The following is a 26,230-nucleotide window of genomic DNA, read 5'->3' as shown; positions in this document are numbered from 1 at the left end:
GCGTTCTTAGTTGCTCCGTACGTGCGTCGTTCCGAGTTCACCCAGCTGCGTGAGAGCGGAGCGCAGGCGGGCATCCGCGTCCTGGGCGACCTCTCGGACGGCGGAGCTGTCGCTGAGTTCCAGCATCGTCAGCGGGTCGATCGCCTCGATCGTCGTCACCTGCGCGTCGGCGCTGCGGCGGACCACGACGTTGCAGGGCAGCAGTGCTCCCAGGGACGGCTCTGCAGCCAGTGCCTGGCTGGCCAGAGTCGGATTACACGCGCCAAGGATGACGTAGTCCCCCACCGCGTCCCCGGCATCAGCCCCGAGCTTCGTGGTGAAGGTGGATCGGACGTCGATTTCGGTCAGGATGCCGAATCCCTGATCAGCCAGGGCCTGACGGGTACGTGCTACGGCCTCTGCATAGGGCAGTGAGACGGTAATGGCGTTCGTGTAGGTCATGCTCGGCTCCTTCGATGGGTGTTCGACGGCTGGGTGTCCGGCCTGTTAGGTCCGGGTCCTGCTTAGGCCAGGGAAAGGAACAGCTTCTCGAGATCCTTCTTGTTCAGGGTTTCGTCGGGGTTCGTCAGGCACTGCTGCAGACCGCTGGCGATGATGGCGAACCCTGCCCTATCAAGGGCTTTGGATACTGCTGAGAGCTGGGTGACGACGTCCTTGCAGTCCTGGCCCTCTTCCAGCATGCGGACCACTGCGGCCAGCTGGCCTTGGGCTCGCTTCATGCGGTTGATGACGGGGGTCAGTTCGGTGCTTTCGAGTTGCACTGGGGTCTCCTCTTAGTTGCGATCGCTACAGCTATTGTATACCCCCAGGGGTTTGTTGATTACCCCCGGGGGTATATGGCACACTGGTTTTGCCCGCACTTGAGGCACTTCCCCCGAAAGGATCCCTATGACTTCCGCTTCCACCACCATCACGACCGTTTCACCGCAAACCCTGCGCGAGTGGATCACCGAGCACGAGGACCTGGTGGTCCTGGACGTGCGTTCTGCTGCTGAGTTCGAGTCCCTGCATGTGCGGGGTTCCTACAACGTCCCGCTGCCCTTGCTTTCGGAGCACACCGCTGAACTGGCCGAACGGCTGGGACAGCGCGTGGTACTGGTCTGCCAGTCCGGGGCCCGCGCGGAGCAGGCCCGACAGCGACTGGCAGGGGCCGGCCTGGACACCGCCTATGTGCTGACCGGTGGTGCGCCGGGCTTCGCCGATGCCGGCGGAGACGTAGTGCGCGGGAGCTCCCGCTGGGACATGGAGCGCCAGGTACGCATGGTGGCCGGCTCCGCTGTGGTCCTCGGACTTGCCGGCGGACGCTTCGTCTCTCCGAAGCTGCGCACCCTGGCCGGGATCATCGGAACCGGGCTCACGTTCTCGGCGGTATCCAACAGCTGCGCGATGGGCAAGGCCCTGTCCGCGATGCCGTGGAACAAGACCGCTGACGAACCTACCCGTGAAAGCGCGATCCTTCAGATCCCTGCTGCGAACGCCGATGCCGTGCAGGCCAAGGCATCCTGATCATCCAACACCGCAGGGCAATCACCGAAAGTAGATCAGCCGGTGCCCGCCCGTGGAGGATCCCGCACCCACCCTCTGCTTCACGCTGAGCGGAAGTAGAGGGTGGGCAAACGGGGCACGACATGAGTAACGCGACATGAGTAAGAGGCACATCCATGGGAATTTTCAGTCGGCTTAAGTCCGTGTTCGGCAAGCCCTACACACGCGTGGGAGTGGCGGAGGCCAAGGCCCTGGTCGCTTCCGGGGCGACCGTGATCGATGTGCGCAGTACCGCCGAATGGCGCACCGGCCGCATTCCGACCGCGAAGCACGTCCCCCTGAACCGCCTGCAGACCAGCAGCGCCGGAATCCGCAAGGATCGCCCGGTTCTTGCGGTCTGCCAGTCCGGAGCGCGCTCGGCGGTCGCTGCCCGACAGCTGGCTGAGCGCGGCTATGACGCCTACTCCCTTTCGGGAGGAATGGGAGCCTGGCGCCGCTCCGGAGAACCAACCCGCTGATCCTCACCGCACCACTGACCACTATCGGCTGAACCGCTTGAAGGAGAACCTCAATGTCCGAAATCACCATTACTGATGCCGACAAGCGCCGGGCGCAGGACCAGGTCCTGGACGTGCGTGAAGATTTCGAAGTAGCCGAGGGCATGATTCCCGGCGCCCTGCACATCCCTATGAATCAGCTGAACGCTCGGCTGCCCGAGATTGACCGCGACCGACCGGTCATCGTTGTCTGCCGCAGCGGTAACCGCAGCGCGCAGGTGGCTGACGCCCTTGCCGCGGCAGGTTACGCAGCCGACACCATGGGCGGCGGCATGATCGCCTGGCAGCGAGCCGGCCTGCCCACCACCTGACCCCAGCTCAGTGACCCGACACCGACCTGACACCGACGCACCAGCACCAGCACCAGTACCAGTACCAGTACCAGTACCAGTACCAGCACCGGAGAGCGTTGAGACGTTCCGGCATTGCTGAAGCGCGGTGCTGAAGCAGTGTTGTAGAAGGCCGGGACCTCATCGTGAGGGCCCGGCCTTCTACCGTCTATGGATGCCTGCTTGCACCCCTGAAGCTTCACGACTGAAGCTCCCCCACCGGAGCTCCGGCTTCGAAGCTCCTGCGCCAAAGCTCACGGGGGGACGTCCCATGCGTGCGCATCCTGCCACCGCACCTCGAGGAGTTGCGGCGGATGTGAGCGGTTATCCGGGGCGGTTTTAGCGCGGCTGTATCAGCTGATCGATTCCGTGGGCCTTCAAGCCCATGACCATCCGGCAGATTCGAGCTTCGGACTCGGCGGAGAACACCTCCGTGCGCGCCATGGTCGGGGTGCCGGTAAGGCTTCCTGGCGTGGTGTCGTGCGTTTTCACCATGTCGTTTTCCCTTCGTGAAGGTTTCGGATGTTCGGTGGGCAGCTCAAGTGGCTGGTTGAGTGGTGGTCATCCTGCCCCGGGCCGCCCATTGATTGTGGCCCCCTCAAGAGGAACCGGATGCCTCCATTGTATACCCCCGGGGGTATCGCGCCATCTTCTTGACAGCCCCACACGCGCCCCGCGCCCGGATCCGGTCAGCCCATGCGCCCTCCGGGGGTGATCCGCCGCCTGGCAAATGCTGGATCGACCCGGGGGGCGACCCGATCGACACCTGGGGCTCCTCGCGGCCCGCGAATCGCAGCCATTGCTGGGCCGGAGTGCAAGGTGGTGCCATGCGCAGGAAATGAAGCCTCTGTGGATACCCTGGCGGGTATTTGGATACCCGGGGGGGTATCTGCAATACTCGAAGGGCTGGTCCAGTACGTAGCGCCTCACCCGTGTTTTACGAGGCACTTCCGTCCCGTGCTGGACCAGCGCTTGCACCTGGACCGCAATCCCCGCCGAATCGACGGGGAAGACAAGGACACGAACCATGACCTTCACTCTCGTGCTGACTCTTCTGATGTCGGTGTTGATCGGGCTTTCGCTCGGATTGCTCGGCGGCGGAGGGTCTATCCTGACCGTCCCGATCCTCACCTATGTGGCGGGATTCGAGCCGAAGGAAGCCATTGCCGCGTCCTTGTTCGTGGTGGGCGTGACCTCGGCATTCAGTGCGATCAGCCATGCCCGGGGAGGTCGGGTTCGGTGGCGTACGGGTCTGATCTTCGGGGCGGCCGGCATGGCGGGAGCATTCGGTGGCGGGCTGATCGGCGGCCACGCACCGGGGGCGCTGCTGATGATCGCTTTCGCCCTGATGATGGTTGCCACGTCCCTGGCCATGATCCGGGGCCGCAAGAACGTGGTCGCCGTCGAGCACGGTGAGCTGCCGACCGGCAAGGTGATTATCGAGGGACTCGTGGTGGGTCTGGTCACCGGCCTGGTCGGAGCCGGAGGCGGTTTCCTCGTCGTTCCGGCCCTGGCCCTGCTGGGCGGCCTGCCCATGCCGGTAGCGGTGGGCACATCACTGGTGGTCATCGCCATGAAGTCCTTCGCCGGATTGGCCGGCTATCTCACCACGGTGTCCCTGGACTGGGGCGTGGTGGGAGCAGTGACTGTTGCCGCGATCCTGGGCTCGATCATCGGCGCCCGGCTGGCCGGGCGCATCCCCGAAGCAGCCCTGCGAAAGGGCTTCGGAGTCTTCGTGCTGGTCATGGGCGTGTTCGTCCTCGTCCAGGAACTGCCCGGCGTTGCCGGGATCGCTGTCGGTATCGGCGCCCTCACCCTGGCCGCCGCCGCCGCGGTCTGCTGGTTCACCGTACCCAAGTGCCCATTGCGGGTGGCGTCAACCGCCTGACCGGGCTCACCCCCTTCACACTGTCCAACCTTCAATGTGTTCACCCATGTTCAGCTCGAGAAAGGATCTTCGATGACTACCATCGACATCACCGAAGCGAACTTCGACACCACGATCGAGAAAAACGGCATCGTGCTCGTGGACTTTTGGGCCTCCTGGTGCGGGCCCTGCCGCATGTTTGCCCCCACCTACCAGTCGGCCTCCGAGAAGCACCCCGACGTGGTCTTCGCCAAGGTCGACACCGAGGCCGAACAGCGCCTCTCGGCGGCGGCGAACATCAGTTCCATCCCCACCCTGATGGCCTTCCGCGAAGGCGTGCTGGTTTTCTCCCAGCCAGGGGCGCTGCCGGCAGAAGGCCTGGAGCAGCTCATCACGGCAGTCAAGGCCTTGGACATGCCGGCAGTCCATGCACAGGCAGCACAACAGCGCAGCACCACCGAAGGCTGACCCGCACATCAAGCGGCCTTTCCCCGTCTCCCTCACCTGATCAGCACGCTTCATCATCCCCATCCGATTCCAGGTGGTGCCGAACGCGCCACCCATCACAGGAGGAACACCATGGACGTCACCGTCATTGAAACCCCGCAACTGGGCGACCGCAGCTACCTTGTCCACGACGGAAAGGTGGCACTGGTCATCGATGCCCAGCGCGACATCGACCGCGTCGAGGCCCACCTCGAGGAGACCGGCGTGAAGCTCACCCATGTGGCCGAAACCCACATCCACAACGACTACGTCACCGGCGGGCTCGTCCTGGCGCAGAAGCACCAGGCCGCTTACCTGGTCAACGCCGCCGATACCGTGTCGTTCAAGCGCGCTCCGATCGCCGATGGGCAGATCATTCAGGTCGGGGAGCTTTGGGTGAAGGCGGTGGCCACCCCCGGGCACACGCATCACCACCTTTCCTTCGTCGTCGAGCACGATGGAGAGCAGGCCGTGTTCTCCGGGGGCAGTGTCCTCTACGGTTCCGTTGGCCGTACCGACCTGCTCGGTTCCGACCACACGGTCGGACTGACCCACGACCAGTGGGCCTCGGCCCGGCGCCTGGCCAAGGAAGCCAAGGAGCAGGCCGCCCTGTACCCGACGCATGGTTTTGGCTCCTTCTGCTCCTCCGGGCCCGCCACCGGGGCAGGTGAATCGACCCTGGGCGAGCAGTTCGCCACCAACCACGTCTACACCGACGCCGACGAAGAGCACTTCGTCTCCGAACTGATCGCAAACCTCAACGCGTACCCGAACTACTACGTACACATGGGACCGGCCAATGCCGCCGGGCCCACCGAGCCGAACCTCGAAGTGCCCGATTCACTGGATCCGGCGGAGCTCAAAGCCCGCCTGGACGCCGGTGAGTGGGTGGTGGACCTGCGGAACCGTGTGGCCTACTCCTCCGAGCACCTCAAGGGCACCATCAGCTTCGAATACGGCAACGGGGGAAGCTTCACGACCTTCCTGGGCTGGGTCTTCCCCTACGAGAAGCAGCTCACCCTGGTCGGTGACCGGGAAGACGTGGAGAACGCGATCCGGGACCTCTCCCGCATCGGCATCGACTCCCCGGACGCCGCCGTCGGAGCGAACCCGGCCGAACTGGCCCCTGAGGTCCCGGTGTCGTCCTACCCGCGGGTCGGGTGGGACGGCGTGCTCTCCGACCGCCCGGACCAGGAACCGATCCTGGATGTGCGCCGGGCCGAGGAATACGAGGCCTCCCACATCGAAGGCGCCATCCACATCCCGCTGCACGAGCTGATCACTCGCATGGATGAGGTGCCCGAGGGCCGGCTGTGGGTTCACTGCGGCTCCGGCTACCGCTCCGGTGTGGCCGCCAGCCTGCTCGAGCGCGCCGGCAAGGACCCCGTGCACATCGACGCGATGTTCGATGAGGCTTCCGACGCCGGCCTGCCCATGACCAGCTGACACGAGCCCCTGGTCGTTGCCCCGCGACCAGTTTCTTGGTCGGGGGTGCACAGGAATCTTCCTGCCCGCCCCCGGCCGGAACACCACCCATCCCACGGCATCGCCCACCCACTCGCCCCGGATTCTGCAGGTCAGGAGAGGCCCCCATGGAAACCCGCACCGCACAATCCCGCTCCCGGAAGCAGTTCCGCAGCCTGGCGGGCATGGCGGCCACCGTTCTCGGCCTCCACCTGGCCGGATGGGGAGCGTTGTTCGCGTGGTTGCTGCCAGCCCAGGCCGACGCCGGAGGATACCCCGGGGTCCTGCTCGGGCTGGCCGTGAGTGCCTACGCCTTGGGTGTCCGGCACGCCTTCGACGCCGACCACATTGCCGCCATCGATAACGCCACCCGCCAGTTCCTGGCCCGTAACCGGCCGACAGTCACGACCGGGTTCTGGTTCGCCCTGGGGCATTCCTCCGTGGTCGTCCTCTCGGTGCTCGCACTGGCCCTGGGCGCGGAAGCCTTTGCCGGCGGGCTGGCCGACGAGGACTCCGTCCTGCGCCGGGCAGCGGGAATCTGGGGTGGAACGATCTCCGGGATCTTCCTGCTTGCTGCCGGGGCCCTGAACCTGCCGGCCCTGCGATCGTTGCACCAGCTGCGCCGCGCAGCAGACAACGGACCGGACAGAGGGACCGGTAAGGGGACGATCGATGAGGGCCAGCTGCACAGCCATCTGAACCGGCGTGGGGTACTGCACCGCGTCCTTCACCCGCTCACCCGCGCAGTGGATCGCCCGGTAAAGATGTACCCGGTCGGGTTCCTCTTCGGACTCGGTCTGGACACCGCCGCGTCCATCAGTCTTTTCGTGCTGGCAGGAACCCTGGCCCCGGGGCTTCCCTGGTACGCCGCGATGGTGCTGCCGGTGCTGTTCACCGCCGGCATGACGGCTTTCGACAGTGCTGACGGGCTGATGATGGCCCGGATCTATCGCACAGCCGCGACCGATGCCCGCCGCACCCTGAACTACAACCTCATCGTCACCGCGGTGTCGGTCTTCATCGCCTTCCTCATCGGCGGCATGGGCCTGCTCTCCGTCGCCGTCGAAGTGCTCCAGCCCTCCACTGGGATATTTCAGGCAGTAGCCGCGGTAGACCTGAACTTCCTCGGGATCACAGTGATCGCCTTCTTCGCCTTGGCCTGGGCTGGCTCTGCCATCCACCGGTCCGCCACCGCCGCCCCTATTGCATCCGGCCGCCCCGAGATATGAAACGTCAGGGCCGAACCCTTGTGCTGGGATTGCGAGAGAACCTGGCCCAGTTCACTCTCCTCGTAGCCGTCAATACCCTGGTGGGCGGCACGCTGGGACAGGAACGGACTGTCCTGCCGCTGCTAGCTACCGATCTGTTCCACCTGGACCTTTACACCAGTTCGTTGACCTACATCCTGGCTTTCGGGCTCGCCAAAGCCGCCGCCAACTACGCCGCGGGCACCTTGTCGGATCGTTACGGCCGCAAACCCGTACTAGTGGCCGGGTGGCTGATTGCCCTGCCGGTACCGGTGCTGCTGATCTACGGGCCATCCTGGGGGTGGATTGTGGCTGCCAACCTCGTGCTGGGCATCAGCCAGGGCTTGACCTGGTCCACGACCGTGGTGATGAAGATGGACCTGGTCGGCCCGAATCGGCGCGGGGCGGCGATGGGCCTGAACGAGGCTGCAGGTTACCTCGGGCTCGCCGGCACAGCGTTGGCGACCGGGTACATCGCGGCCACCTACGGGCTGCGGCCCGGACCGTTCCTCCTCGGAGCTGCCTACATCGCCCTCGGCCTGGGACTATCAGCACTGTTCGTCCGCGAAACCCGCTCCCACGCGCACCTGGAAGCCACCGGCCAGAAACATCACGGCCTCGGGAACCTGTCCACCCAGGAGATCTTCACCCTCACCAGTTTCCGGGACAGATCCCTGTCCGCGGTGAGTCAGGCCGGAATGGTCAACAACCTCAACGACGGGCTCGCCTGGGGACTTTTTCCCATCCTGTTCTCCGCCGCCGGACTGTCCCTAGGTCAGATCGGGATCCTCGCAGCCGTGTACCCAGCAGTGTGGGGCGCTGGGCAACTGGCCACCGGCGCCCTCTCGGATCGATGGGGACGCAAGGGTCTCATCGTGTCCGGGATGCTCACCCAAGCGCTAGCACTGGGCATCATTGCGACCGGTTCCACCTTCAACCTCTGGTTGCCGGCCATGATCCTATTGGGCGCCGGGACCGCAATGGTGTATCCAACCCTGCTGGCCGCTATCGGTGACGTCGCCCACCCCGCCTGGCGGGCCCGGTCGGTAGGAATCTACCGTTTATGGCGCGACGGTGGGTTCGCCGTAGGCGCTGTGGTCTCCGGCCTGGTTGCCGACGCTTTCGGCATCCCGGCCGCCGTCGCTGTCGTCGCCGCCCTGACCGCTGCATCCGGAGGCGTGGTCGCCATCAGGATGCGGGCCCATGACCACCAGCTCCTGACAATAAACCCGTAACACCCACACCCCGGTCCTGTTTCACCTCCCCGTTTCCCTCTCCCCAGCCTTCCTGTAACCCTCTCCGAAAGGAACCAGCATGCATCGCACTGTCATCCACCTCAATGATGCGGACCCCGCCAAGATCCAGGCGGTGCTTCAGAACACCACCAATCTCTTCACCGCCCTCGGTGAGGAGGGGCTTCAGGCGGAGCTGGTCGCACATGGTCCCGGGATTGCTGTGGCCACGACAGCCCTCGCCGGGTCGTTCGCCCAACTGGATGAACTGATGTCGCGGGGACTGGTGGTGTGCGCGTGCCGCAACACGATGACAGCAAAGAACCTAAACTCCACCGATCTCCGCGAAGGCGTCACCATCGTGGACTCCGGGGTCGCCCATCTGGTCACCCGGCAAGACCAAGGATGGTCCTACCTTCGACCCTAATCCCCTCGCCTGCTTTGTCTCCTAAATGCTCTGGCTCCCAAGGAGTGCAGGGGCGGACCGTTGTGGTGGGTTACCCCTGAGCAGCGGTAACGAGCGCGCCCCTCGCCTCGGAGGGTGAGCTCATGGTGGCTTAGCCCGAACTGGAAAATCGGTGCGAGATCGACAGCGGCCGTGGATTCCTGCCGCTCGGTCATCTCCCTAACGCCGTCCCGTGTCATTGACAACTGTTGCTCGACGGTAATCCGGCTCATACCGCGACTTGTCGTGCTGACGGGTAGATGCAGCATAATTAGTATACTCCCGGGGGTATTTTATCCGCCCGGGAAGGTCCCGTAATCCCATGATCAAGGCGGTCTCCCACCGGGGACGAGAGGAAAAGATTATGACTGATTCTGTCCACAATGATCCGCGGGCGGCGGTAGTGCAGGCCGTTGAGTTGTTGTTTACTACCGCAGTGATGTCACACTCAGGCCACGGCAATCTCAGCGTTCGAGCCGAGCCAGGCCACTTCCTGCTTACTACTACCGGCGTGGTCCGTGGGCTGCGTGCGGACCAACTGGCTACGGTGACATTGGGTGGTGAGGTGGTGGACGGCAACCTTGGGCCGGAAAACGCCGAGATTATCGCGATGCACTCCACCGTCTACTCAGCACGCGTCGATGTTGGGGCAATCATCCACACGCACTCGCCAGCGGCGACAGCCTTTGCCATGGCTCACCGACCATTGCCGTGCCGTTCCGAGCCATTGCTACGCTTCGGGCAAGCTCAGCCCGTTCCAGTCGCGCCCTGGGGGCCGCGCGGGTCCGAGGTGTCGGTCCGTGGGATCGCCCAGGTGTTGAAGGATCACCCAGCCACCAACGCCGTGCTACTGGCCAATCATGGGCTGCTCGCATTCGGTCCGGATCCCGTGGCCGCAGCCCGGCTGGTGACCGCAATAGAAGAAACCGCTGAGGCGGAGATCGCTGCCGCCCCTCTCGGTGGAGCGGTGGACTTTCCAATCGGGGCCCTCGAAGCAGTGCAGGAAGCCATGAAAGCAGCCAAGCACTGACCGCGCACCTCGATTCCTTGGCAGGTGCGGATCATGGCCCTGCGGTTGGCTGGTGATCATTAAAAGCAAGCTAGATACCGGAAGCCGCGAAGTGGAGGTCGGTGCGCGCCTGGACAGGTGATCATGCCGGTAGTGGCTACTGCATCCAGGACGTGCCCGCTGGGAATCGATGCGGAGCACTCATACGGCGGCGCGACCTCCTGGAGAGGCCGGCCCCTGTCGGCAAGGTCGGGCGGCCTGCAGGGTGCGACTGGAGCGTTCTATGCTTCCGGCGGCTGGGACTGCGGAATTAGATGCAGCGTTGTTCCGCGCTGATGGCTGCTCCTGCTGGGTTGAATGCCGTGCCACGCAAGTGTCAGCCGAATGCTGGCGGGCCCGCTCGATGCTGGGGGCTCCATGGTCGACAACGTCCTGCCCCAGGGCGTAGCGACGCTGACGCTTTAATCAGGCGGCGGCACACTAGGACCGGCCCAGACCCACCAGACAATGACGGAACAATGACGGAAAATGGGCATTTTTTGCCTGATGACAGATCAACAGTGCGTGGTAGCGTCACCTTGCAAATGTATAAACATAACCTCCGAGGAACCGTCGGGGTCGGCGTTTTGTTGGCCGTCCTGCTCGGTGCAACGGGATGCCTCCCAGCCCGCGAGCAGAGTGGTGCCCAGCGTGTTGATGTTGGCGAACCCCCCACGTCTGGATCCGACTCAACCACCCGTGAGGAATTGTTTCCAGGCTTTGATGTGGTTTCTGAAGTGAGGACCGACAGCACTCCCTTCGCCGTCAGGGAAACGTTCATCGGTTCTGCCTTCCCCCGGGACGGTCGCTCCACATTGAGCTTTTACGGCTTCGATGCCACCGGCACTACCTGGCGAGTCGACACCAATCCCACCTGCGTAGGAACAGCCCCGACACAGGTGCGAGGCGAAGCCGCAATTGTCATTCTGGACTCCAGTGCCCGCAGCGACGGACAGGGCGTGAGCATTACCGTCGCCACGGCGTTCTCCGCCGCAGACGGGGACGTCCTCTGGGGACCGACCGAAGTTCCCGGCCCTTCGCCCGGCGGCGGATTACTCTTTGCCAACACGCCCAAGGCGCTCACTAGCGAGCAACCCCCAGCGACGTTGCTCGATGCCGCATCAGGCGCAGTCGTGGACGAACATGCCGGTGCCGCTCTCTACGAGCACCATGGGACCGCGTTGACGGGCACCGCGGACACCTTCTTCGCCACCGACAGCCACTCCGGCGAAACACTATGGGCGTCCGCGGAACTAAGCCCCGGCCCCTCCGGTGTTAGCCCGGGGGCCAGCGCCCAGTACGAAGGCAGCTACGGACCATCTACCGGAGGTCTCGTAATCGTGGAATGGGCCGACCCTGCGGGGGTGGTTGCCCCTGTGTCCGTCATCCACGATCTCAGGACCGGTGCGCCACTGGGCAGGGTGGATGGAACTCCATCGGGTATGGCCACAGTGGATGACGCCTCACACACCGTGCTTTTCACCTCACAGCGCCCGGAGGGTGGATACACAGTGACAGCCGCGCGGCCTGGAGAGGGCCTTCTGTGGGCCAGGGAATTTGCCGGCCAAGCCCAGGTATCGGCCGCCGGCGCCGGGATGGTCTACGCCCAGGTCAACGGCCAAGCAGCCAGAATCGATCTTGATTCCGGGACGACCCTCGCCTCGGGCGAGTACATGCTTCCCCTGGCCATGCTTCCCGACGGCACCGCCTTGTTCCCCACGAATCAAAGCGGGACATATGCAGTTGCAACCCCTCGCGTAATGCCCGCTGACAGCCAAGGTGATTCAACTCGGTGACCGGACGCGGAAGCAGCCACTGCGGTTGCGGTGACCACGATAAGGGTCACGGTAGCGGTCACTTTCCGCTGGGCTAGCCCCCTCACCGGTTAGCGGTTCCCCGCTGAGCTAGCTGTACTGCCGGAGGAGCCGCCGCAAGAGGCTGGATGTCGCTGGTGGAGCAACGTGGCCTGTGCCGGCAGGGTTGACGCCGCGCGCGGGTGTTGTCCAAGAACGGGCCCGCCGCGCGAACCAGGAAGAGACGAGAGGAACAACCATCCTGCGGCCAGCTGACTGGCTGGCGATACGCGGCCCACAGCCTCCTCCCACAAATGTTCATACATTTATGATTTTCGGGTAGGTTGGTCCCCGTGCCGCTCATCTGGTTGCGGCGTCCTGGTTTCTTACCGAACTCTGCCGGAAACCGGGTCCACAGATCATCGAGGCAGAGGCGGGGAACCCAATTTTGCGGATTCCATGCGAATCCTTGGGGTGAAGCCGCGCGGACGCTAGGTCCGCCGGCCGGGTGACTCCTACCCGAACCCGACAGCTCACCTCGCAGGTATAGGGAGAGGTTATGTATGTCACAGTCAAGAACCCACGGACGGCACCGCGCGAGCACAAGCGCGCGCACCTTGGTGTCCGGTAACACCGTGCGTCAGGGATCTCGGATGGGACGCCAGGCGGCTGTCATTATTGTCGGCTCAGGGTTGTTGCTGACCATGGCCGCCCCGGCCCAGGCCAGCGCCACGGCATCCGGGACGTATAGCGGAACTTCGGCGCTTGCGTCACCGGTCAATCCGTCCTCCGGTGCTCTCAGCATGTCGGGGGCTGGAAGCGTCTACACGGTGCAGCCCGGGGACACCCTGGGTTTGATCAGCGCACGCCACCAGGTGGACCTGGAAACGCTCCTGGCCGCCAACAACCTCACCATCAGCTCCATCATCTACCCGGGTGACAGCATCAAGCTCGCTGCTTCCTCGGCTGGTGCACCTGCCGAGCAGTCCCGGCAGTACGACGCAGCCGGAATCCCGGCTCAGGTTCAGAGCGGGATAAGCGCACAGTCGGCAACCATCACCCCTATCGGTCAGGGCAGCGAGAGTGCTTCGACCTCGATCAACCAGGCCATCCTGGGATCAGCAAGGGCTCAACTCGGTGCGATCCAGGACTGCACCGTCCTGGGTGAAGTCGCTCTGCGGGCGGCAGGGATCCAGGGCGTCGGTGATGAATCGCCCGAGTCACTGATGTCCTACGCCACGCAGGTATCGGACCCGCAGCCTGGCGATTTCGTGTACTACGCCGATGGCGGCATGGGGTTTTCCCATAACGCGGTCTACCTCGGCGGAGGCCGCGCGATCCACAGCGGCTGGAATGGGAACCAAACCATCGAGGAGAGCGTGAACGTCGGTTCCGGTCCCATCTACTATCGGGTCAACGGCTAACAACTCATTCACCTCGCCGGCGGAACCAGCCGAGATGGTGCGCGACGTGCCCGGGTTCTCGACGAGGTGAATGAGTAGGACGTCGATCACGAGGTGGCGCCCACGCCCGGACCGAGCAACGGGCGCCACCTCGTCAGTCGATCCTGCCGGCTCAGGGCCCCTCAGGCTGCTCGGCCGAACGACTCCCCGCCACCGATGTGGCCTATCCCTTCCATACACACCGCCCTCCGCCAGCATCAGGAAAAGAGGTGGACCGGTCGTTACATCAGGAGCTCTTTATGTCATCAGGGCCACGTACGGGTTCCCGCCCGAGTCGCCACACCCTGCTCACCGTGCTTGCCACACTCGCGGTAACAACATTGGTGTTGCTCATCGGTTTCTTCATCACTGAAGAGCAAACCTCCCAGGGGCAGGAAGGATCTGCCGTGAGCGGTGTCCGGGAATCCGTTGGCCCCAGCGAGGTGGACCTGGATAAGTCCCGCCGAATAGACGGCGATGCGACAGCACTGGGGGCCGTTGATGCTCCGGTGGTAGTGGTCGAGTACGCCGATTACCGTTGCCCGTTCTGCGGGGTTTTCTCCCGGAACACGTTGCCCCCCTTGGTCGACAAGTACGTCGACGAGGGCCAGGTAAGGATCGAGTGGCGGGATCTGCCCGTCTTCGGGGAGGAATCGTTCCAGGCCGCGGTCGCAGGACGCGCAGCCGGGGAACAAGGCAAGTTCTGGGAATTCAACAAGGCAGTGTTCGCCGACGCCCCGGAAAGGGGTCATATCGCGCTTCCGCCAGAGGAACTGATCCGGATCGCTAAGAACGTCGGCGTGCCTGACATCGAACGGTTCACGGCTGACCTGGACTCGAAGGAACTGCAGCAGACAGTGACAGCCGACGCAGAGGAAGCCGCCGCCCTGGGTGCCACCGGAACCCCGACCTTCCTCATCAACGATGTGCCGCTCACCGGAGCTCAGCCACTGGAAGTCTTTGAGGAGATCATCGACGCGGCGTTAGCCGAAGCCGAAGCCCAGTAATGGTGATCGGCTACGCCGGTGCCTTCATCGGCGGGATCCTGACAATACTCAGCCCCTGCTCTGCCCTTCTCCTTCCAGCCTTTTTCGCCTATGCGTTCACGACGAGAACCCGCCTGATCGGACGGACAGTACTGTTTTATGCCGGGTTGCTCTGCACCCTTGTCCCACTGGGTGTCTTCGCCGGAACGCTAGGATCACTGGTCACCGCCGACCGTCCCGTCCTTGTCGCAGTGACCGCCTCGGTGGTCATCGTGCTCGGTGTGGTGCAGGTCCTCGGTGTGCCGGTGCCGGCGCTCATCCGCCCGAAGGCGCAAAGCGGTTCGACCGGCATATCGGTCTTCATCCTTGGCATGGCCTACGGCGTCGCAGGTGCGTGCACCGGACCCATCCTGGGCTCGATCCTGACGATCGCAGCAGCAGGAAGCAACGCGGTGTACGGCGGTATTCTGCTAGCCGTCTACGCGCTGGGCATGGCCCTGCCACTGTTCCTGCTCGCCTCCATCTGGGATCGCCTCGGCGTATCAGGCCGTCGCTGGCTTCGACCCCGACCCCTGACCATCGGCTCGTGGAGCAATTCCTGGGTCATGGTGGTTTCCGGGCTCCTCTCCATAGGAATCGGGATCATACTCCTTGCCACCGACGGCACGGCGGGCCTTGGCGGTATCCTCACCGTCACCGACCAGTTCCAACTGGAAACCACTGCCCGTTCCCTGACATCCCAGATCCCGAACACCGTCGTCGCCCTGGCGACGACGGCCGTGGTTATCGTTACCGCAACCGTCTATCTTCTAAAGACTCAGAAACGCACCCGTAGCGATGACCCCACAATCACCCATGACCCAGGGACACACGTACCTCCGCAAGAAAAAGACGGGAACCGATGACGATGACAAGCACACCCAGGATTTCCTTGGCGGCAGCGTTGAGGCAGTGGCCGGGACGGCGTTGGTGGGCCGTAGCGGCCGGGACGGTTGGCACCTACCTGCTCGTGGCGGTACCCACGGATCTGATTGACACCCCGCTCTTCACCCGGGAAGTGCCCCCCACGTGGTGGTCATTTCCGGTACTGCTGCTATCCGCCGTTCTCACCGGCCTGGTGCTGGCCACCTATGTTGCCCCGATGCGGTCAACGTCCGCTAAAGCGCACAGCCGGTTCGGTGCGGCAGGTGCTGTCGTCACCTTCTTCGCCGTGGGCTGCCCTGTGTGCAACAAACTGGTCCTCCTGGCCCTCGGCACGTCCGGTGCGATGCAGTATTTCGAGCCGATCCAACCCGTACTTGCCGTCGTATCCGTCGGACTTCTGGGATGGGCGTTCCATCAACGTGCGACCTCCGAAGACCGCTGTCCCATACGTCCTTCACAGAGCCCGATAGCCGAGCCGACTCCAAACGCACTGTCCACCTCCACCCCAGGGTCACCCCCACGCCGCCCTTTCGACGGATCGTGATACGAGGCTCATGGCCCGACGCTGCGGGCTCCAAACTCGTATCGGGTTATGCCTTGCATCCGAAGGACGTCGAAATTTCAACACGCTCACCCACGACGTAGCTGCGCCTGAACTCCAAGGACTGCGCCCGGTAGCAGCCAACCCTCTCTATCAGCAACAACGGTGCCCCGGCGCTACACGCCAGAAGACCAGCCTGTTCCTTGCTGGCCAGGACAGCCGAGAGGCTTTCCGTTCCACCGTCCAGCACAATGCCGCAGCGTCGATCCAGTTCGCCATACAGCGAGTTTTGGCTGAAGTCCGAGTCGTGCAGCGCGGAGGTGGTGTCCGCAGGGAGCCACACCTCATCAAGCCCGATGGGTTCTCCATCCGCCAAGCGAACGCGCGCGAGATGGAAGAATTCAGCCGTCGCGTCCATGGACAGCGCTGCCGCAACCGTCGAATCTTGAACAATGTTCTGCTCCAGCACAATACTGCTGTGTGCCATTCCTGATTCCCGGATGGAGGCCAGCAGGCTGTAGAGCGGGCCGTACGCGGTGCTCTTGCCCGCGACCACCTTCGGCATTCTCCCTGGGTGGGCACTAACATGACCGGCCTCACGCAATGGCCTCAATGCCGCCCGGATCGTCCCCCGACTGACACCGTAACGCTGTGCTAACTCCAGCTCGCCCGGGAAACTCCCATCGAAGGTGCCCAAGCGAATCTCGCGCAGCAACTCGGCGCTGACACTCTTCCACAACGGGCTGCTCGGGGATCTCTTCGTGTCAGAGACATCACTGTTGATCACCGGCACGTGCTCCTGAACGCTCATCCAACCTCTTACCGACGACCAATGCATGGAGAAAAGGTGCGAAGACGCAATGGAACCCGCGTCCGTTGTACTAGTCTTCGAGGCTACTTCACTCCAGGACCCTTGCGATGATACGCACGGACGGGCGATAAGTGCATCCGGGAAAATCAGGACGCAGTGACCGAGTTATCGAGGTGCCGCGCCGGTCGGGGTTCGACGGTGCAAGCAGGGACGGTCAGTGGCTGGTGCGGCCTCGAGTCGATGCGAGCACCGGGGGCAGTGCCCGGTCGGCGATCATGCCGGTGACCACTGAGAACACTGCCTTGTGCAGGACATCGACGGTTCGCTCTCCCGCGGGCCAGGTTGCCGGCGGGGCACCGACACCGGTGGCATTTTCGATGGTCTGGTCGAAGCCGAGGCGGATCACGGTGTGCCAGGCATTTGCATGTGTGCCGCGGATACCGGTGACCGCCCACACACCCCGCAGCGCTCCAAGGGTCGCGCCGGTGCCGTAGTGCATCAGGTGGTTCCACACGAAAGGCTTTGCATCATCACCTGGGTGCCGGCCGAGCAGGGTCAATAGGGCGCGAGCGGGCACGTAGGAGTTCGGGCGGTGAGTCATGGCCTGTTCAATTTTCTCGCCCACCACCATCACCGCCGCTCCGGCAAGTCCTGCTGCTGCTCCGGCAGCGGCCGCTGCGGCAATTCCATTCAAGCGTGAAGTCATCATGATCTCCTTCATCGTGTTCTTGTTGATCGGTTCGTAAGCCGGTTTGCGAGCCGGAGTGCCGGTTGTGCCGGCTTTTCAGTGGTGTTCAGGTGGTGTTCAGGTGGTGTTCAGGTGACTGTCCGGGCACCTGCCATGGGGCTCTGACGAGGGCGGGTGCTGCGGTGCCAGCCGGCGAGCAGCAGGATGATCAGTGCGATGTCCACGACGTCACCGCCGTAGTACATCAACTGCGCGCCGACCTCAGCGTCAGCGGCCTGGACCCCGGCCGGCGGATGGACGTAGAGCCACTTGGCCAGGATGGAGTGGGCGGCGATAAAGAGGACCAGCACCACCGACCGCACCACGATCGAGGCGCGGTGCCGGTTCGGGTCGACCCCGATCAAGGAGGCGGTGAAAAGATCGCCGGCAGCGAGGATGTGGGTGTGCACCAACGCGTGCACCAGCACCGAGGCGTGCATCAGCTCATAGAGGCCCGTGGTGTAGAGCAACCACAACCCTCCTGCGTTGAGGATCCCGGCGGTCACAGGGTGAGTCAGGACGCGCACGACCGGGCCGGACAGGACCCGCGACAGGACCCGTGCCCGCTCCGCGGGCAGCGCGCGCAGCGCGAGGGTGACCGGAGCGGCCAGCACCAGCAGCGCCGGACCGATCATCCCCACGAGCAGGTGTGCGCCCATGTGGGCGGTGAAACTGGTGTGCGCGGCGTCGGCAATCGGACCGGTCAACCCGGCCCCGACACACCCCAGTCCCACATACCAGAACAGCGTGCGGCGTCCCGGCCACCGGCTGCGGCCCCGGGCCGCCCACAGCCCAGAGCTGTACCCGAGGGCGGCGATCACCAGAGTGAGGGCGGCGACGGCCTCGAACAGCATCCACCCGGATACGGCAGTGTCGTGATGCATTACGGGCCCTCCTGGCCCGCGGACTGATGAGGAACGTGGGTGCGCCACAACACGAACAGGCCAATCAGCAGGAGTATGACCGCCGAGCCCAGCCAGGCGATGTCATAGGGCAATAACTCCACGCCGTAACGGATCTGGTGGATGCGCAGCACCTTGTGATCGACGACGCCGTCGAAGAGCTGGAAGAACCCGATCCCGGTGATCACCCCCCCGCTCCATCGCTTCCATGCCACCTCGCTCCGGCGCCGGACATCAGCCAGCAGGAACAAACCCCAGATGGTGATGAACCACCCGAACGCATGGAAGAAACCGTCAGCAGTCAGCGCCACCTCGGTGGTGGACAGGTCATAGAAGTGGTGCCACTGCAAACCCAGATGGAAGACAAACAGGTCAATGATCGACGCCGCGATTCCGCAGCCGAAGAGGAACCCGGACAGCACCGTGCGCCTGGCCATGCTGATCTCCGCAGACTGCTCACGATCGGCTCCCGCTCCGTGGCCTGCGCCCGTTTCAGCAGTGGACATTGCGGAATCCCCTCGACGCACCAACGTGATCGTCCCTCCGATTCGATGACATGGCCCAGCTGCAGGACCCCCTTCGCATACTCCAGTGTCACGGATGACCTGAAAGGCCAGCCGGGCCTGCAGAATTCCAGGCACCCCTACCGCGCTGATACCCCCGGGGGTATAATGCGAAGCGTGTACGAATCACCACCAAAGGAGCCATCATGTGTCGTGCTGTGACCTGCAAGACGTGCGGGAAGACGACGTGGGCGGGTTGCGGGCAGCACGTCGACCAGGTACTCCGCGGAGTACCCCAGGCGCAACGATGCGCAGGACACGCAGCTCCACCGGCAGCACCAAGTTTCCTGCAGCGAATCTTCAAACGGCGCTAGTCCGCAACGGAGCCGCTTTCGGCCCATCAGGTCGCGCTCGGACCCCGATCAGGTCCGGTCCTGCCTATCACCCCCGCCGGCGTCACCACACAGGCCGACATCCTGCCCGGCCACAGGGTCACCCCCGCCCGCCCTTGGCCCGCTACGCGCCCCTCCACTACTGGATCCACGCACCCGCTCGGCACCGGCAGCACTCGCCTTGCAACATACCCCCTGGGGTATTACGATGGAGTCCAGAGGATACCCCATGGGGTATCAGGAGTAGTTCCTACGGGCGTCAGATTCCCGAATTGATGAAGGAGAGCACTAGATGCTGATCGAGCGTATTTACGACGAAGACCTCGCCCAGGCCAGTTACCTGATCGGTTGCCAGGCCAAGGGTGAAGCGGTCGTGGTCGATGGGCGCCGTGACATTGCGGTCTACCAGGACCTCGCGGCGAAGAACAACATGAAGATCGTGGCCGTCACCGAGACCCACATCCACGCCGACTACCTCTCGGGCACACGAGAACTCGCCGCGGCGACCGGGGCGGAGATCTACGTCTCCGGTGAAGGCGGACCGGACTGGCAGTACGAGTTCGAGGGCACCCGGCTCCATGACGGGGACACCATCACCCTGGGCAACATCACCCTGCGCGCCCTTCACACTCCCGGACACACCCCGGAGCACCTGTCCTTCCTCGTCACCGACGGGGCGTTCAGCGACAAGCCCGGCTACCTGCTCTCGGGTGACTTCGTGTTCTCCGGCGATCTCGGCCGCCCCGACCTCCTTGATGAGGCCGCCGGCGGCGTCGACACGCGCTTCGAGGGTGCGAAGCAGCTGTTCAAGAGCCTGCAGGAGAAGTTCCTGACCCTGCCCGACCACGTCCAGGTCCACCCCGCCCACGGTGCCGGCAGCGCCTGCGGCAAGGCCCTCGGTGCGATCCCGTCCACCACCGTCGGGTATGAGCGTCTCTACTCCTGGTGGGGCCCGTACCTGGCCGCGAACGACGAGCAGGGTTTCATCAACGAACTCCTCGACGGGCAGCCCGACGCCCACGCCTACTTCGGACGCATGAAGCGCGAGAACCGGCAGGGACCGGCCGTCATGGGTGAGCGTGTACCGCTGACCGAGCTGGACAAGGACCAGGTCGCTGCTGGTATCGCCGCGGACACGGTGACGTTCATCGACACCCGCTCCGCGAACGAGGTCCACGCCGGGACGGTGACTCGCTCCCTGAACATTCCGGCAAGTGCCGCGATCGCGACCTACGGGGCGTGGGTCGTGAACCCCGAGACGGACAAGAACCCGCTCGTCCTGCTGGCCGCCAGTCAGGACCACGCGCAGGAGATCTGGGACCACCTCGTCCGCGTCGGCATCGACAATGTCGCCGGGTACGTCACCAGCATCGACGGGCTGCCCACCACCACGCCCGCCCTCGTGCAGCCCGAAGACCTCGCAGAGGTCGACGCCGCGATGATCCTCGACGTCCGCAACCGCACCGAGCACAGCGCCGGCCACGTCCCCGGGGCTCACCAGCTCAACGGCGGGCGGGTCATGTGGCACCTCGACGAAGTCCCCACCGAAGGGACGATCGTCACCTACTGCCAGAGCGGCTTGCGGAACTCCGTCGCTGCCAGTGCCCTCCGCCGGGCGGGCTACGACGTCGTCGAACTCGACGGCAGTTACCTCGGCTGGAACACCTGGCAGCAAACACAGGCACAGGAAACCGCGCTCACCAACTGACCAGCAGCCCACCGCTTCTGATAGCGGTAGCTGTCTCCTCTGAAGCAGACGCTTCAAATCCAACGGGACGACACATCATCGATGTGCCGTCCCGTTGGTGTTTCCCCTACTTGTCCTCAGCCTTGTCCGCGGCCTTATCCCCTGCCTCGTCCTTTGCCTTGCTCTGTGCGGGCGGCTAGATCGATGTCGAGGAGCGGGCGAAGAGCCGCTCCGTTGCGATCTGCGCGCCGCGCCCCAGGGACTCGAGTTTGGCGGCGGCGATCTGCGGGTGGATCCTTCCGCCCAGCCCGCAGTCGGTGGAGGCCACGACATTCTCCCGACCTACGAGTGCGGCGAAGCGCTCGATGCGCTGGGCGACCAGTTCAGGGTGCTCGACGACGTTGGTCGCGTGGGAGACGACGCCGGGAACCAGCACCTTCCCGGCGGGAAGGTCGACGTCCTGCCAGAGGGTCCATTCGTGTTCGTGGCGGGCGTTGGCTGCCTCGAAGGAGTACGAACCGGCGTTGATGCCCAGTACAAGGTCCACGATGTGGCGAAACTCGATGTCCGTGGTGTGCGGGCCGTGCCAGGATCCCCAGCAGACGTGGAACCGGACCTGTTCCTCGGGTAGTCCCCGCAGCGCATAGTTCAGCGCCTCGACCCGGATCCGGGTGAACTTCTGGTAGTCCTCGATGGAGGGTTCGGGGTTGATCTGGTCCCAGTTCTCCGCGATGGACGGATCGTCGATCTGCACGATCAGGCCTGCTTCGACGATGGCCTTGTACTCCTCGCGCAGGACATCGGCCCAGGCGTAGATGAACTCCTCCTCCGTGGCGTAGTAGTCGTTGCCGATCCTGCTCGCGGACCCGGGTGAGAGGGCCGTGATGAATCCTGTCGGAATGCCCGCAGCGCCCAACCCCGCTTTGAGGTTCGTGATGTCGCTGGCCAGTGCAGCACGCCCGGTGTACGAGATCGGCCCGGTTGCGGACGGAAAGGCCGTGGCGTTCTTGCCGATCTGGATGCCGCTCTCGGGATCCTGGTAGGCCGCCGCGAAGCGGGTCCAGTCACGCCGGTCGGCGAACGAGGTCAGCCGGATGGCGCCGGGCTCGCTACGGACGGGCTCGGCGAGGATCGGATTGAAGTCCGTCAGTTCCAGGCCGGCGGTGCGCTGGAAGCTGTAGGTCCACCAGGCTCCGTAATCGACCGGGTTGGACATCGCCTTGCCGTACTCGCCATCGCCCGGGATCGTGATCCCGAACTCCTTCTGGCGTTGGACGAGGTCCACCACGGCAGTCGTGAGCAGTCCTTCGAATTCGGGTGTCCGTTCCAGGGTGAACCCGTCCTCGGCAAAGGTGCGGGCGGCGTTGGCGGCGATCAGTTCCGGTGTGCGCGGCAGCGAGCCGGCGTGGCTGGTGGAGATGCGATCGAGTGTCATGATGCTTTCCTTTCCATCGGTCCTGCCATTAGCACCTTTCCGGACAAGGAATCCGGGGGAAGCTGCAGCGTCATGGAGGCAGGTCTCTCAGCTGCTCTGGATGGTGTGGCTTAGGGCTCTAAATCCACCGGTGACGCAGGCACGTCCCCTCCACAGCCAAAAGGCTGAGCACCAATCGGAGGGGCTGTGCACCATCATGGACGACTCGACCCTCCTGCTCAAAAATGCTGCCCGTAACAAGCCGGGATTTGATGGCCGGCCTCGAAACGCAGTGATCTGCACCTGGCAACCGCGAACAGGGACGAGGCCTACCGGGGTACTGCCGCCGACAATTGATTCCCCCGCGGTGCGCCCGACGAGGCTCGTTCACGTGTCGTTGACCACCTTGTCTCGCTCATAGGATCGAAGCCTGAGCCGACCCGTTTGGAGAGATTTACATGAGTGATCAACGCTTTCCGCGGAAGCTCTTCAGCGTTGGCGAAGACCCAGACCCCCGCTTCACCCTGGCCAATGAGCGAACGTTCCTTGCATGGATCCGCACGGCCCTGGCCCTGATCGCCGGAGGGGTAGCTCTCGAGGTGTTCGGGCTCGGCCTTCACCCCGGGTTCCGTCTGACGGCCTCGTTCCTGCTGCTCACTGCCGGGGTTCTAGCCCCAGTTCAAGCATGGTTTGGCTGGCTGGGTACCGAGCAGGCGCTGCGCCAAAAACGCTCCCTCCCCAGCTCGATCGCGGGACTCATCATTACCGTCCTGATTTGCGCTGCCGGAGTGTGCGTCATCATCGGGACTGTGTTGGCGTGAGCCCGAACTCGGAGGAAGGTTCTGATCTCCTCGATGCTGGTCTGCCCGCGGAGCGAACGGCACTGGCGTGGAGGCGAACAGCACTGTCGGTTGCACTGAGTTCACTGGTGGCCTTCCGGTTGCTGCCGGAACTACTCGGCAATCCGCTCTGGGCGGGTATGGGTCTGATAGGGGTCATCGGAGCGGGACTGATGTGGACTACATCCCAGCGACGTTATCGGGCTTTCCGCCGTGATCAGTTTCAGACGCCGCACATGCCGTTCGGGGCATGGCCATTGCTTGTTCTCGCCGCTTGCGTCGCACTGCTGGGCGTTGGCGCAGTCGCTCTCGCCATTAGTCTCGCCCCTGCCTAGGCACAGAACGCTCGATCCAACGATCAGGGAATGACTGCTCAGCTGGAAGGCATTTTCGGCGAGCAGGGATCGGAATTGTGAACCCGGTCGAGAGCCGACAAACTGCACCCACTCCAGTCCGTGGCCAGCCCAAGCGTCTTGTGGTCCTAGTTCGAGTGGACAGGATCAGACACCTCTCACCCCTCCCCGTCGGGGAAGTGAGGTCGGGCGCCGGTAGGGTCGATCCATGCCTTTGGATCTGCCGCGCCGCTCCCACGTGTTCGTGGACGAGTCCAAGGCAGGCACCTACTACATCGCGGCCGCGGTCATCTCGCCGGCGGACGTTACCGCAACGCGTTCCGCGATCAGGAGCCTGCGGTACAAGGGCAGCTCCTCGGTGCACTTCAACAGTGAGAGGGACGCAACCAGGCGGGCGTTCCTCAAAGGCGCGGCCCGAACCGGGGTGAAGACCGTCGTGTACATCGTTGATGGCCAGCCCGACAAGGTCGCCCGACCCGCCTGCCTGGGAGCCCTGATCCAGGACCTGTGTGACGTCGAAGCAGAACGCCTCGTGCTCGAGCAGGACGACTCCCTCGCAGCAGCCGACCGGCGGATCATCCACGCCGAACTGAAAACCCGCGGCAACACCACACTGGAATACAGGCATATGCGCCGCACCGAAGAACCCCTGCTGTGGGTCGCAGACGCCGTCGCGTGGTGCTTCCAGAAAGGTGGACCCTGGAGAGCTGAGGCGGAACCGCTCATCGGCCAGGTGCGCAGGCTTTAAATGCGCGAGCCTGGCTCGTCATACCATCCGGAAGACTGCCAGGCTAACTTCGCGGGGCTACTGCCCGTTGCAACGCCCACTGTACCGGGAGTTCCACAACAGGAACAAGCAGTCCTCTAACAGCAGAACCCTACAACTTATGGCTCAACCACAGGTGGACGGCTTTGAGCTCCACCCTTCGGGCTCCACCCGACCACAGGTGGATGACCCATCCGCACTAGTACACCGGGGCACCAGGTTCTCTCCCCCGCCCGCGAAGGAGCATTGGGGGCAATACGCCCTGTGAAAAGCTGGCCAGGGCTCGCTTCACCACCGATCGAGCAGAGAAGCACACACCGTGCTGGAGCCGCACCAGTGACCTTCACAGCAGCGACATGCTCCTAGCCATCGTGTGTGGATCTGTGAGGATGGCTCTCGCCTGCGCCGTCCCGCTTTCCTTTTAGCGCCCGACACCGGCAGCCGCGCCTGACCTTCGGGCCCCTCAAACTTCTCAGGTGAACGAAGATCCGCCGCCCCCAAAGCGACCGTCCTGTGCGCGGAGCTTGCCACATGACGACCGTCCGCGCAGGACCTGTTTTGGCTTGACCCGGCGCCTGAACCCTTGGGAGCTTTGAAAGATAAGCCTACTGATAAACAAGGGGACGCGTGTCTCGACTGCTCTAAGCGAGCACCAGAAGCTCAGCAGGTAAGGCAAATAGCCCCTTCAGGACCAAGAACACGAGACAAAAGACCAATAATGGCGAATCAGAGACACCCGATCCCTAAACAATCCGCGACGATATCGGGGAGATTACCCTCGGGACAGTGGCTGCACATGACGTGGCGCAAATGGATCTGACGATCGGGCAGAGCGTCCTGGGCGCCTTCGTCCTGACGGTGGTGCTCGCGGTGCTGCACCTGTTGGCACCGCGCATCCGAAAACTTCCGCTCGTCCCTGAGCGCTACACCGGCTCCTTCGCCGGCGGTCTCGCCGTCGCGTATGTCTTCCTTCACCTCCTTCCGGACATCGCAGAGGGTAATGAGGCGATCGGTGAGGCGCTGGAGAACGCCGTTACCGTGACACCGCTTCTTGACCTCGGGATCTTCGTGGTGGCCCTGGCCGGCTTCACCGTCTTCTACGGGCTGGAGCGCATGGCGTCCCGTCAGGGTCTCCGGGATGGCAGGAGAAGCACTCCCTCCAATGCCGCGTACTGGCTCCACCTCGGATCATTCGTCGTGTACAACATCCTGATCACCTACACGATGGCCCTGCGGTTCCAAACCGGTATCCTGTTTGCCCTGCTCTTCACTGTTGCCATGGGCCTTCACTTCGTCCTGACCGACCGGGGCCTGGAAGAACACTACGGGCAGAGGTTCCGGCGTTCAGGGCGGATCGTCCTCGCCGCCGCGCTCCTGGCGGGGTGGGTACTGGATGCGCTCTTCGCACCCAACAGCACGCTGGTCGTGGCACTGCTCACCGGCGCACTGGGCGGCTCCATCCTGCTGAACGTCTTCAAGGAAGAGCTGCCCTCGAACCGGAACTCAAGCTTCCTGTGGTTCACCATTGGCCTCGTGCTCTACGCCGTGCTGCTCACCACAGTCACAGCCCTCAGCGCCTGATCAGCCCACCACCAGGGTCGTATCAGAAGTCGTTGCTGTTCCGAGTGCGGGTCACCGTGCGCAGGTGAACGTTCCGGGACAAGCGGATCACCGGCCGGATCAGGAGTTCGATCGAACCGATCAGGAACAGCCATGTTCCCGCCGTCGTCGTGCTCTCCTGGAAGAAGAGGATGCTGCCGATGATGAACCAGAGCGCCACCAGTATGTCGTTGACGATCGACAGGACCTCGTACCTGTTGTGTAGGACGAGCTCGCGTCCGCCCAGCGGCACAAGATCCTTACCCACGAAAACCTTCTTCATCGAGGAACAGCTCGGGCCTCCCGGAGGGAGGCTGTAACACCTAGTGCTGTCTGGTTCGCACCAGGGTGGACAGGTTCATCAGGGCTGCCGGCGGCCCTGGCACAGTCA

At 63.9% G+C, this 26,230-nt stretch carries 27 protein-coding genes and 2 riboswitches; of the genes, 19 read left to right on the top strand and 8 right to left on the bottom strand.

Features of this window, described 5'->3' with window-relative positions; genetic code table 11:
- Positions 1-6: 6 nt before the first annotated feature.
- Together AC1MFI_RS14080 and AC1MFI_RS14075 are read right to left on the bottom strand one after the other, a co-directional pair.
- Positions 7-441 (bottom strand): DUF302 domain-containing protein, encoded by a 435-nt coding sequence (locus AC1MFI_RS14080; protein ID WP_479817654.1) that lies wholly within the window; start codon positions 439-441, stop codon positions 7-9.
- A 62-nt stretch (positions 442-503) separates the two neighbouring features.
- Positions 504-719, bottom strand: coding sequence for a metal-sensitive transcriptional regulator (locus AC1MFI_RS14075; protein ID WP_479820891.1), 216 nt, complete (start codon positions 717-719; stop codon positions 504-506).
- A gap of 169 nt (positions 720-888) precedes the next feature.
- On the opposite strand from AC1MFI_RS14075, the gene AC1MFI_RS14070 reads away from it, so the two are divergent.
- The 14 genes from AC1MFI_RS14070 to AC1MFI_RS14005 all read left to right on the top strand — a co-directional run bounded on the left by AC1MFI_RS14070 (position 889) and on the right by AC1MFI_RS14005 (position 15,286).
- Positions 889-1,506, top strand: coding sequence for a rhodanese-like domain-containing protein (locus tag AC1MFI_RS14070; protein ID WP_479817652.1), 618 nt, complete (start codon positions 889-891; stop codon positions 1,504-1,506).
- A gap of 155 nt (positions 1,507-1,661) precedes the next feature.
- Positions 1,662-2,003 (top strand): rhodanese-like domain-containing protein, encoded by a 342-nt coding sequence (locus AC1MFI_RS14065; RefSeq protein ID WP_479817651.1) that lies wholly within the window; start codon positions 1,662-1,664, stop codon positions 2,001-2,003.
- Between the two features lie 53 nt (positions 2,004-2,056).
- A complete protein-coding gene (locus tag AC1MFI_RS14060) occupies positions 2,057-2,353 on the top strand; it encodes a rhodanese-like domain-containing protein (protein ID WP_479817650.1) in 297 nt (98 codons plus the stop codon).
- A 1,045-nt stretch (positions 2,354-3,398) separates the two neighbouring features.
- Positions 3,399-4,259 (top strand): sulfite exporter TauE/SafE family protein, encoded by an 861-nt coding sequence (locus AC1MFI_RS14055; RefSeq protein WP_479817649.1) that lies wholly within the window; start codon positions 3,399-3,401, stop codon positions 4,257-4,259.
- A gap of 72 nt (positions 4,260-4,331) precedes the next feature.
- On the top strand, positions 4,332-4,706 hold the full coding sequence (trxA, locus tag AC1MFI_RS14050; RefSeq protein WP_479817648.1) for a thioredoxin: 375 nt from the start codon (positions 4,332-4,334) through the stop codon (positions 4,704-4,706).
- Between the two features lie 111 nt (positions 4,707-4,817).
- Positions 4,818-6,170 (top strand): MBL fold metallo-hydrolase, encoded by a 1,353-nt coding sequence (locus tag AC1MFI_RS14045; protein WP_479817647.1) that lies wholly within the window; start codon positions 4,818-4,820, stop codon positions 6,168-6,170.
- A gap of 146 nt (positions 6,171-6,316) precedes the next feature.
- Positions 6,317-7,417 (top strand): HoxN/HupN/NixA family nickel/cobalt transporter, encoded by a 1,101-nt coding sequence (locus tag AC1MFI_RS14040; protein WP_479817646.1) that lies wholly within the window; start codon positions 6,317-6,319, stop codon positions 7,415-7,417.
- On the top strand, positions 7,414-8,670 hold the full coding sequence (locus AC1MFI_RS14035) for an MFS transporter (protein WP_479817644.1): 1,257 nt from the start codon (positions 7,414-7,416) through the stop codon (positions 8,668-8,670). The genes AC1MFI_RS14040 and AC1MFI_RS14035 overlap by 4 nt, the downstream gene beginning before the upstream one ends.
- Before the next feature lie 79 nt (positions 8,671-8,749).
- Positions 8,750-9,094, top strand: a complete 345-nt coding sequence (locus tag AC1MFI_RS14030) for a DsrE family protein (RefSeq protein ID WP_479817643.1) — start codon at positions 8,750-8,752, stop codon at positions 9,092-9,094.
- Positions 9,095-9,476: 382 nt separating this feature from the next.
- Positions 9,477-10,142, top strand: coding sequence for a class II aldolase/adducin family protein (locus AC1MFI_RS14025; protein ID WP_479817641.1), 666 nt, complete (start codon positions 9,477-9,479; stop codon positions 10,140-10,142).
- Between the two features lie 743 nt (positions 10,143-10,885).
- Entirely contained in the window at positions 10,886-11,956 is a 1,071-nt protein-coding gene (locus tag AC1MFI_RS14020; protein WP_479817640.1) for a PQQ-binding-like beta-propeller repeat protein, read from the top strand.
- A gap of 378 nt (positions 11,957-12,334) precedes the next feature.
- Positions 12,335-12,514: riboswitch (cyclic di-AMP (ydaO/yuaA leader) on the top strand.
- A 59-nt stretch (positions 12,515-12,573) separates the two neighbouring features.
- Positions 12,574-13,377 carry a LysM peptidoglycan-binding domain-containing protein gene (locus tag AC1MFI_RS14015; protein WP_479820889.1) on the top strand — a complete coding sequence of 268 codons (804 nt, stop codon included), beginning with the start codon at positions 12,574-12,576 and terminating at the stop codon, positions 13,375-13,377.
- A gap of 332 nt (positions 13,378-13,709) precedes the next feature.
- Positions 13,710-14,402: a DsbA family protein gene (locus AC1MFI_RS14010; RefSeq protein WP_479817638.1), complete on the top strand. Its 693-nt coding sequence runs from the start codon at positions 13,710-13,712 to the stop codon at positions 14,400-14,402.
- Positions 14,402-15,286 carry a cytochrome c biogenesis CcdA family protein gene (locus AC1MFI_RS14005; RefSeq protein WP_479817637.1) on the top strand — a complete coding sequence of 295 codons (885 nt, stop codon included), beginning with the start codon at positions 14,402-14,404 and terminating at the stop codon, positions 15,284-15,286. Before AC1MFI_RS14010 ends, AC1MFI_RS14005 begins: the two co-directional genes overlap by 1 nt.
- A 609-nt stretch (positions 15,287-15,895) precedes the next feature.
- Here the strand turns inward: AC1MFI_RS14005 and AC1MFI_RS14000 are convergent.
- The 4 genes from AC1MFI_RS14000 to AC1MFI_RS13985 form a co-directional block, all read right to left on the bottom strand.
- Positions 15,896-16,657, bottom strand: a complete 762-nt coding sequence (locus AC1MFI_RS14000) for a GntR family transcriptional regulator (protein ID WP_479817636.1) — start codon at positions 16,655-16,657, stop codon at positions 15,896-15,898.
- Positions 16,658-16,871: 214 nt separating this feature from the next.
- Positions 16,872-17,378 (bottom strand): hypothetical protein, encoded by a 507-nt coding sequence (locus tag AC1MFI_RS13995; protein ID WP_479817635.1) that lies wholly within the window; start codon positions 17,376-17,378, stop codon positions 16,872-16,874.
- A 95-nt stretch (positions 17,379-17,473) separates the two neighbouring features.
- Positions 17,474-18,268, bottom strand: coding sequence for a cytochrome c oxidase assembly protein (locus AC1MFI_RS13990; RefSeq protein WP_479817633.1), 795 nt, complete (start codon positions 18,266-18,268; stop codon positions 17,474-17,476).
- Positions 18,268-18,792 (bottom strand): DUF2243 domain-containing protein, encoded by a 525-nt coding sequence (locus AC1MFI_RS13985; protein ID WP_479817631.1) that lies wholly within the window; start codon positions 18,790-18,792, stop codon positions 18,268-18,270. The genes AC1MFI_RS13990 and AC1MFI_RS13985 overlap by 1 nt, the downstream gene beginning before the upstream one ends.
- A gap of 681 nt (positions 18,793-19,473) precedes the next feature.
- On the opposite strand from AC1MFI_RS13985, the gene AC1MFI_RS13980 reads away from it, so the two are divergent.
- On the top strand, positions 19,474-20,889 hold the full coding sequence (locus tag AC1MFI_RS13980) for an MBL fold metallo-hydrolase (protein WP_479817629.1): 1,416 nt from the start codon (positions 19,474-19,476) through the stop codon (positions 20,887-20,889).
- Between the two features lie 175 nt (positions 20,890-21,064).
- Here the strand turns inward: AC1MFI_RS13980 and AC1MFI_RS13975 are convergent, their stop codons facing one another.
- Positions 21,065-22,303: a cobalamin-independent methionine synthase II family protein gene (locus AC1MFI_RS13975; protein ID WP_479817627.1), complete on the bottom strand. Its 1,239-nt coding sequence runs from the start codon at positions 22,301-22,303 to the stop codon at positions 21,065-21,067.
- Between the two features lie 10 nt (positions 22,304-22,313).
- Positions 22,314-22,410: riboswitch (SAM riboswitch) on the bottom strand.
- Positions 22,411-22,740: 330 nt separating this feature from the next.
- Here AC1MFI_RS13975 and AC1MFI_RS13970 point away from each other — a divergent pair.
- The 4 genes from AC1MFI_RS13970 to AC1MFI_RS13955 all read left to right on the top strand — a co-directional run bounded on the left by AC1MFI_RS13970 (position 22,741) and on the right by AC1MFI_RS13955 (position 25,821).
- Positions 22,741-23,103 carry a YidH family protein gene (locus tag AC1MFI_RS13970; protein ID WP_479817625.1) on the top strand — a complete coding sequence of 121 codons (363 nt, stop codon included), beginning with the start codon at positions 22,741-22,743 and terminating at the stop codon, positions 23,101-23,103.
- Complete coding sequence (locus tag AC1MFI_RS13965; RefSeq protein ID WP_479817623.1) at positions 23,073-23,456, top strand: DUF202 domain-containing protein; 384 nt, start codon at positions 23,073-23,075, stop codon at positions 23,454-23,456. The genes AC1MFI_RS13970 and AC1MFI_RS13965 overlap by 31 nt, the downstream gene beginning before the upstream one ends.
- A 226-nt stretch (positions 23,457-23,682) precedes the next feature.
- On the top strand, positions 23,683-24,222 hold the full coding sequence (locus AC1MFI_RS13960; RefSeq protein WP_479817621.1) for a hypothetical protein: 540 nt from the start codon (positions 23,683-23,685) through the stop codon (positions 24,220-24,222).
- An 819-nt stretch (positions 24,223-25,041) separates the two neighbouring features.
- Positions 25,042-25,821 carry a hypothetical protein gene (locus tag AC1MFI_RS13955; protein ID WP_479817619.1) on the top strand — a complete coding sequence of 260 codons (780 nt, stop codon included), beginning with the start codon at positions 25,042-25,044 and terminating at the stop codon, positions 25,819-25,821.
- A gap of 22 nt (positions 25,822-25,843) precedes the next feature.
- Here the strand turns inward: AC1MFI_RS13955 and AC1MFI_RS13950 are convergent, their stop codons facing one another.
- The gene (locus tag AC1MFI_RS13950; RefSeq protein ID WP_479817617.1) at positions 25,844-26,107 is read right to left on the bottom strand and encodes a YrhK family protein; all 264 of its coding nucleotides are present in this window, start codon (positions 26,105-26,107) and stop codon (positions 25,844-25,846) included.
- Positions 26,108-26,230 lie beyond the last annotated feature (123 nt).

This window comes from Arthrobacter sp. BC5, assembly GCF_056680255.1.
The sequence above is the reverse complement of the archived record's forward strand: the minus strand, read 5'-3'. Positions and strand labels throughout refer to the sequence as shown.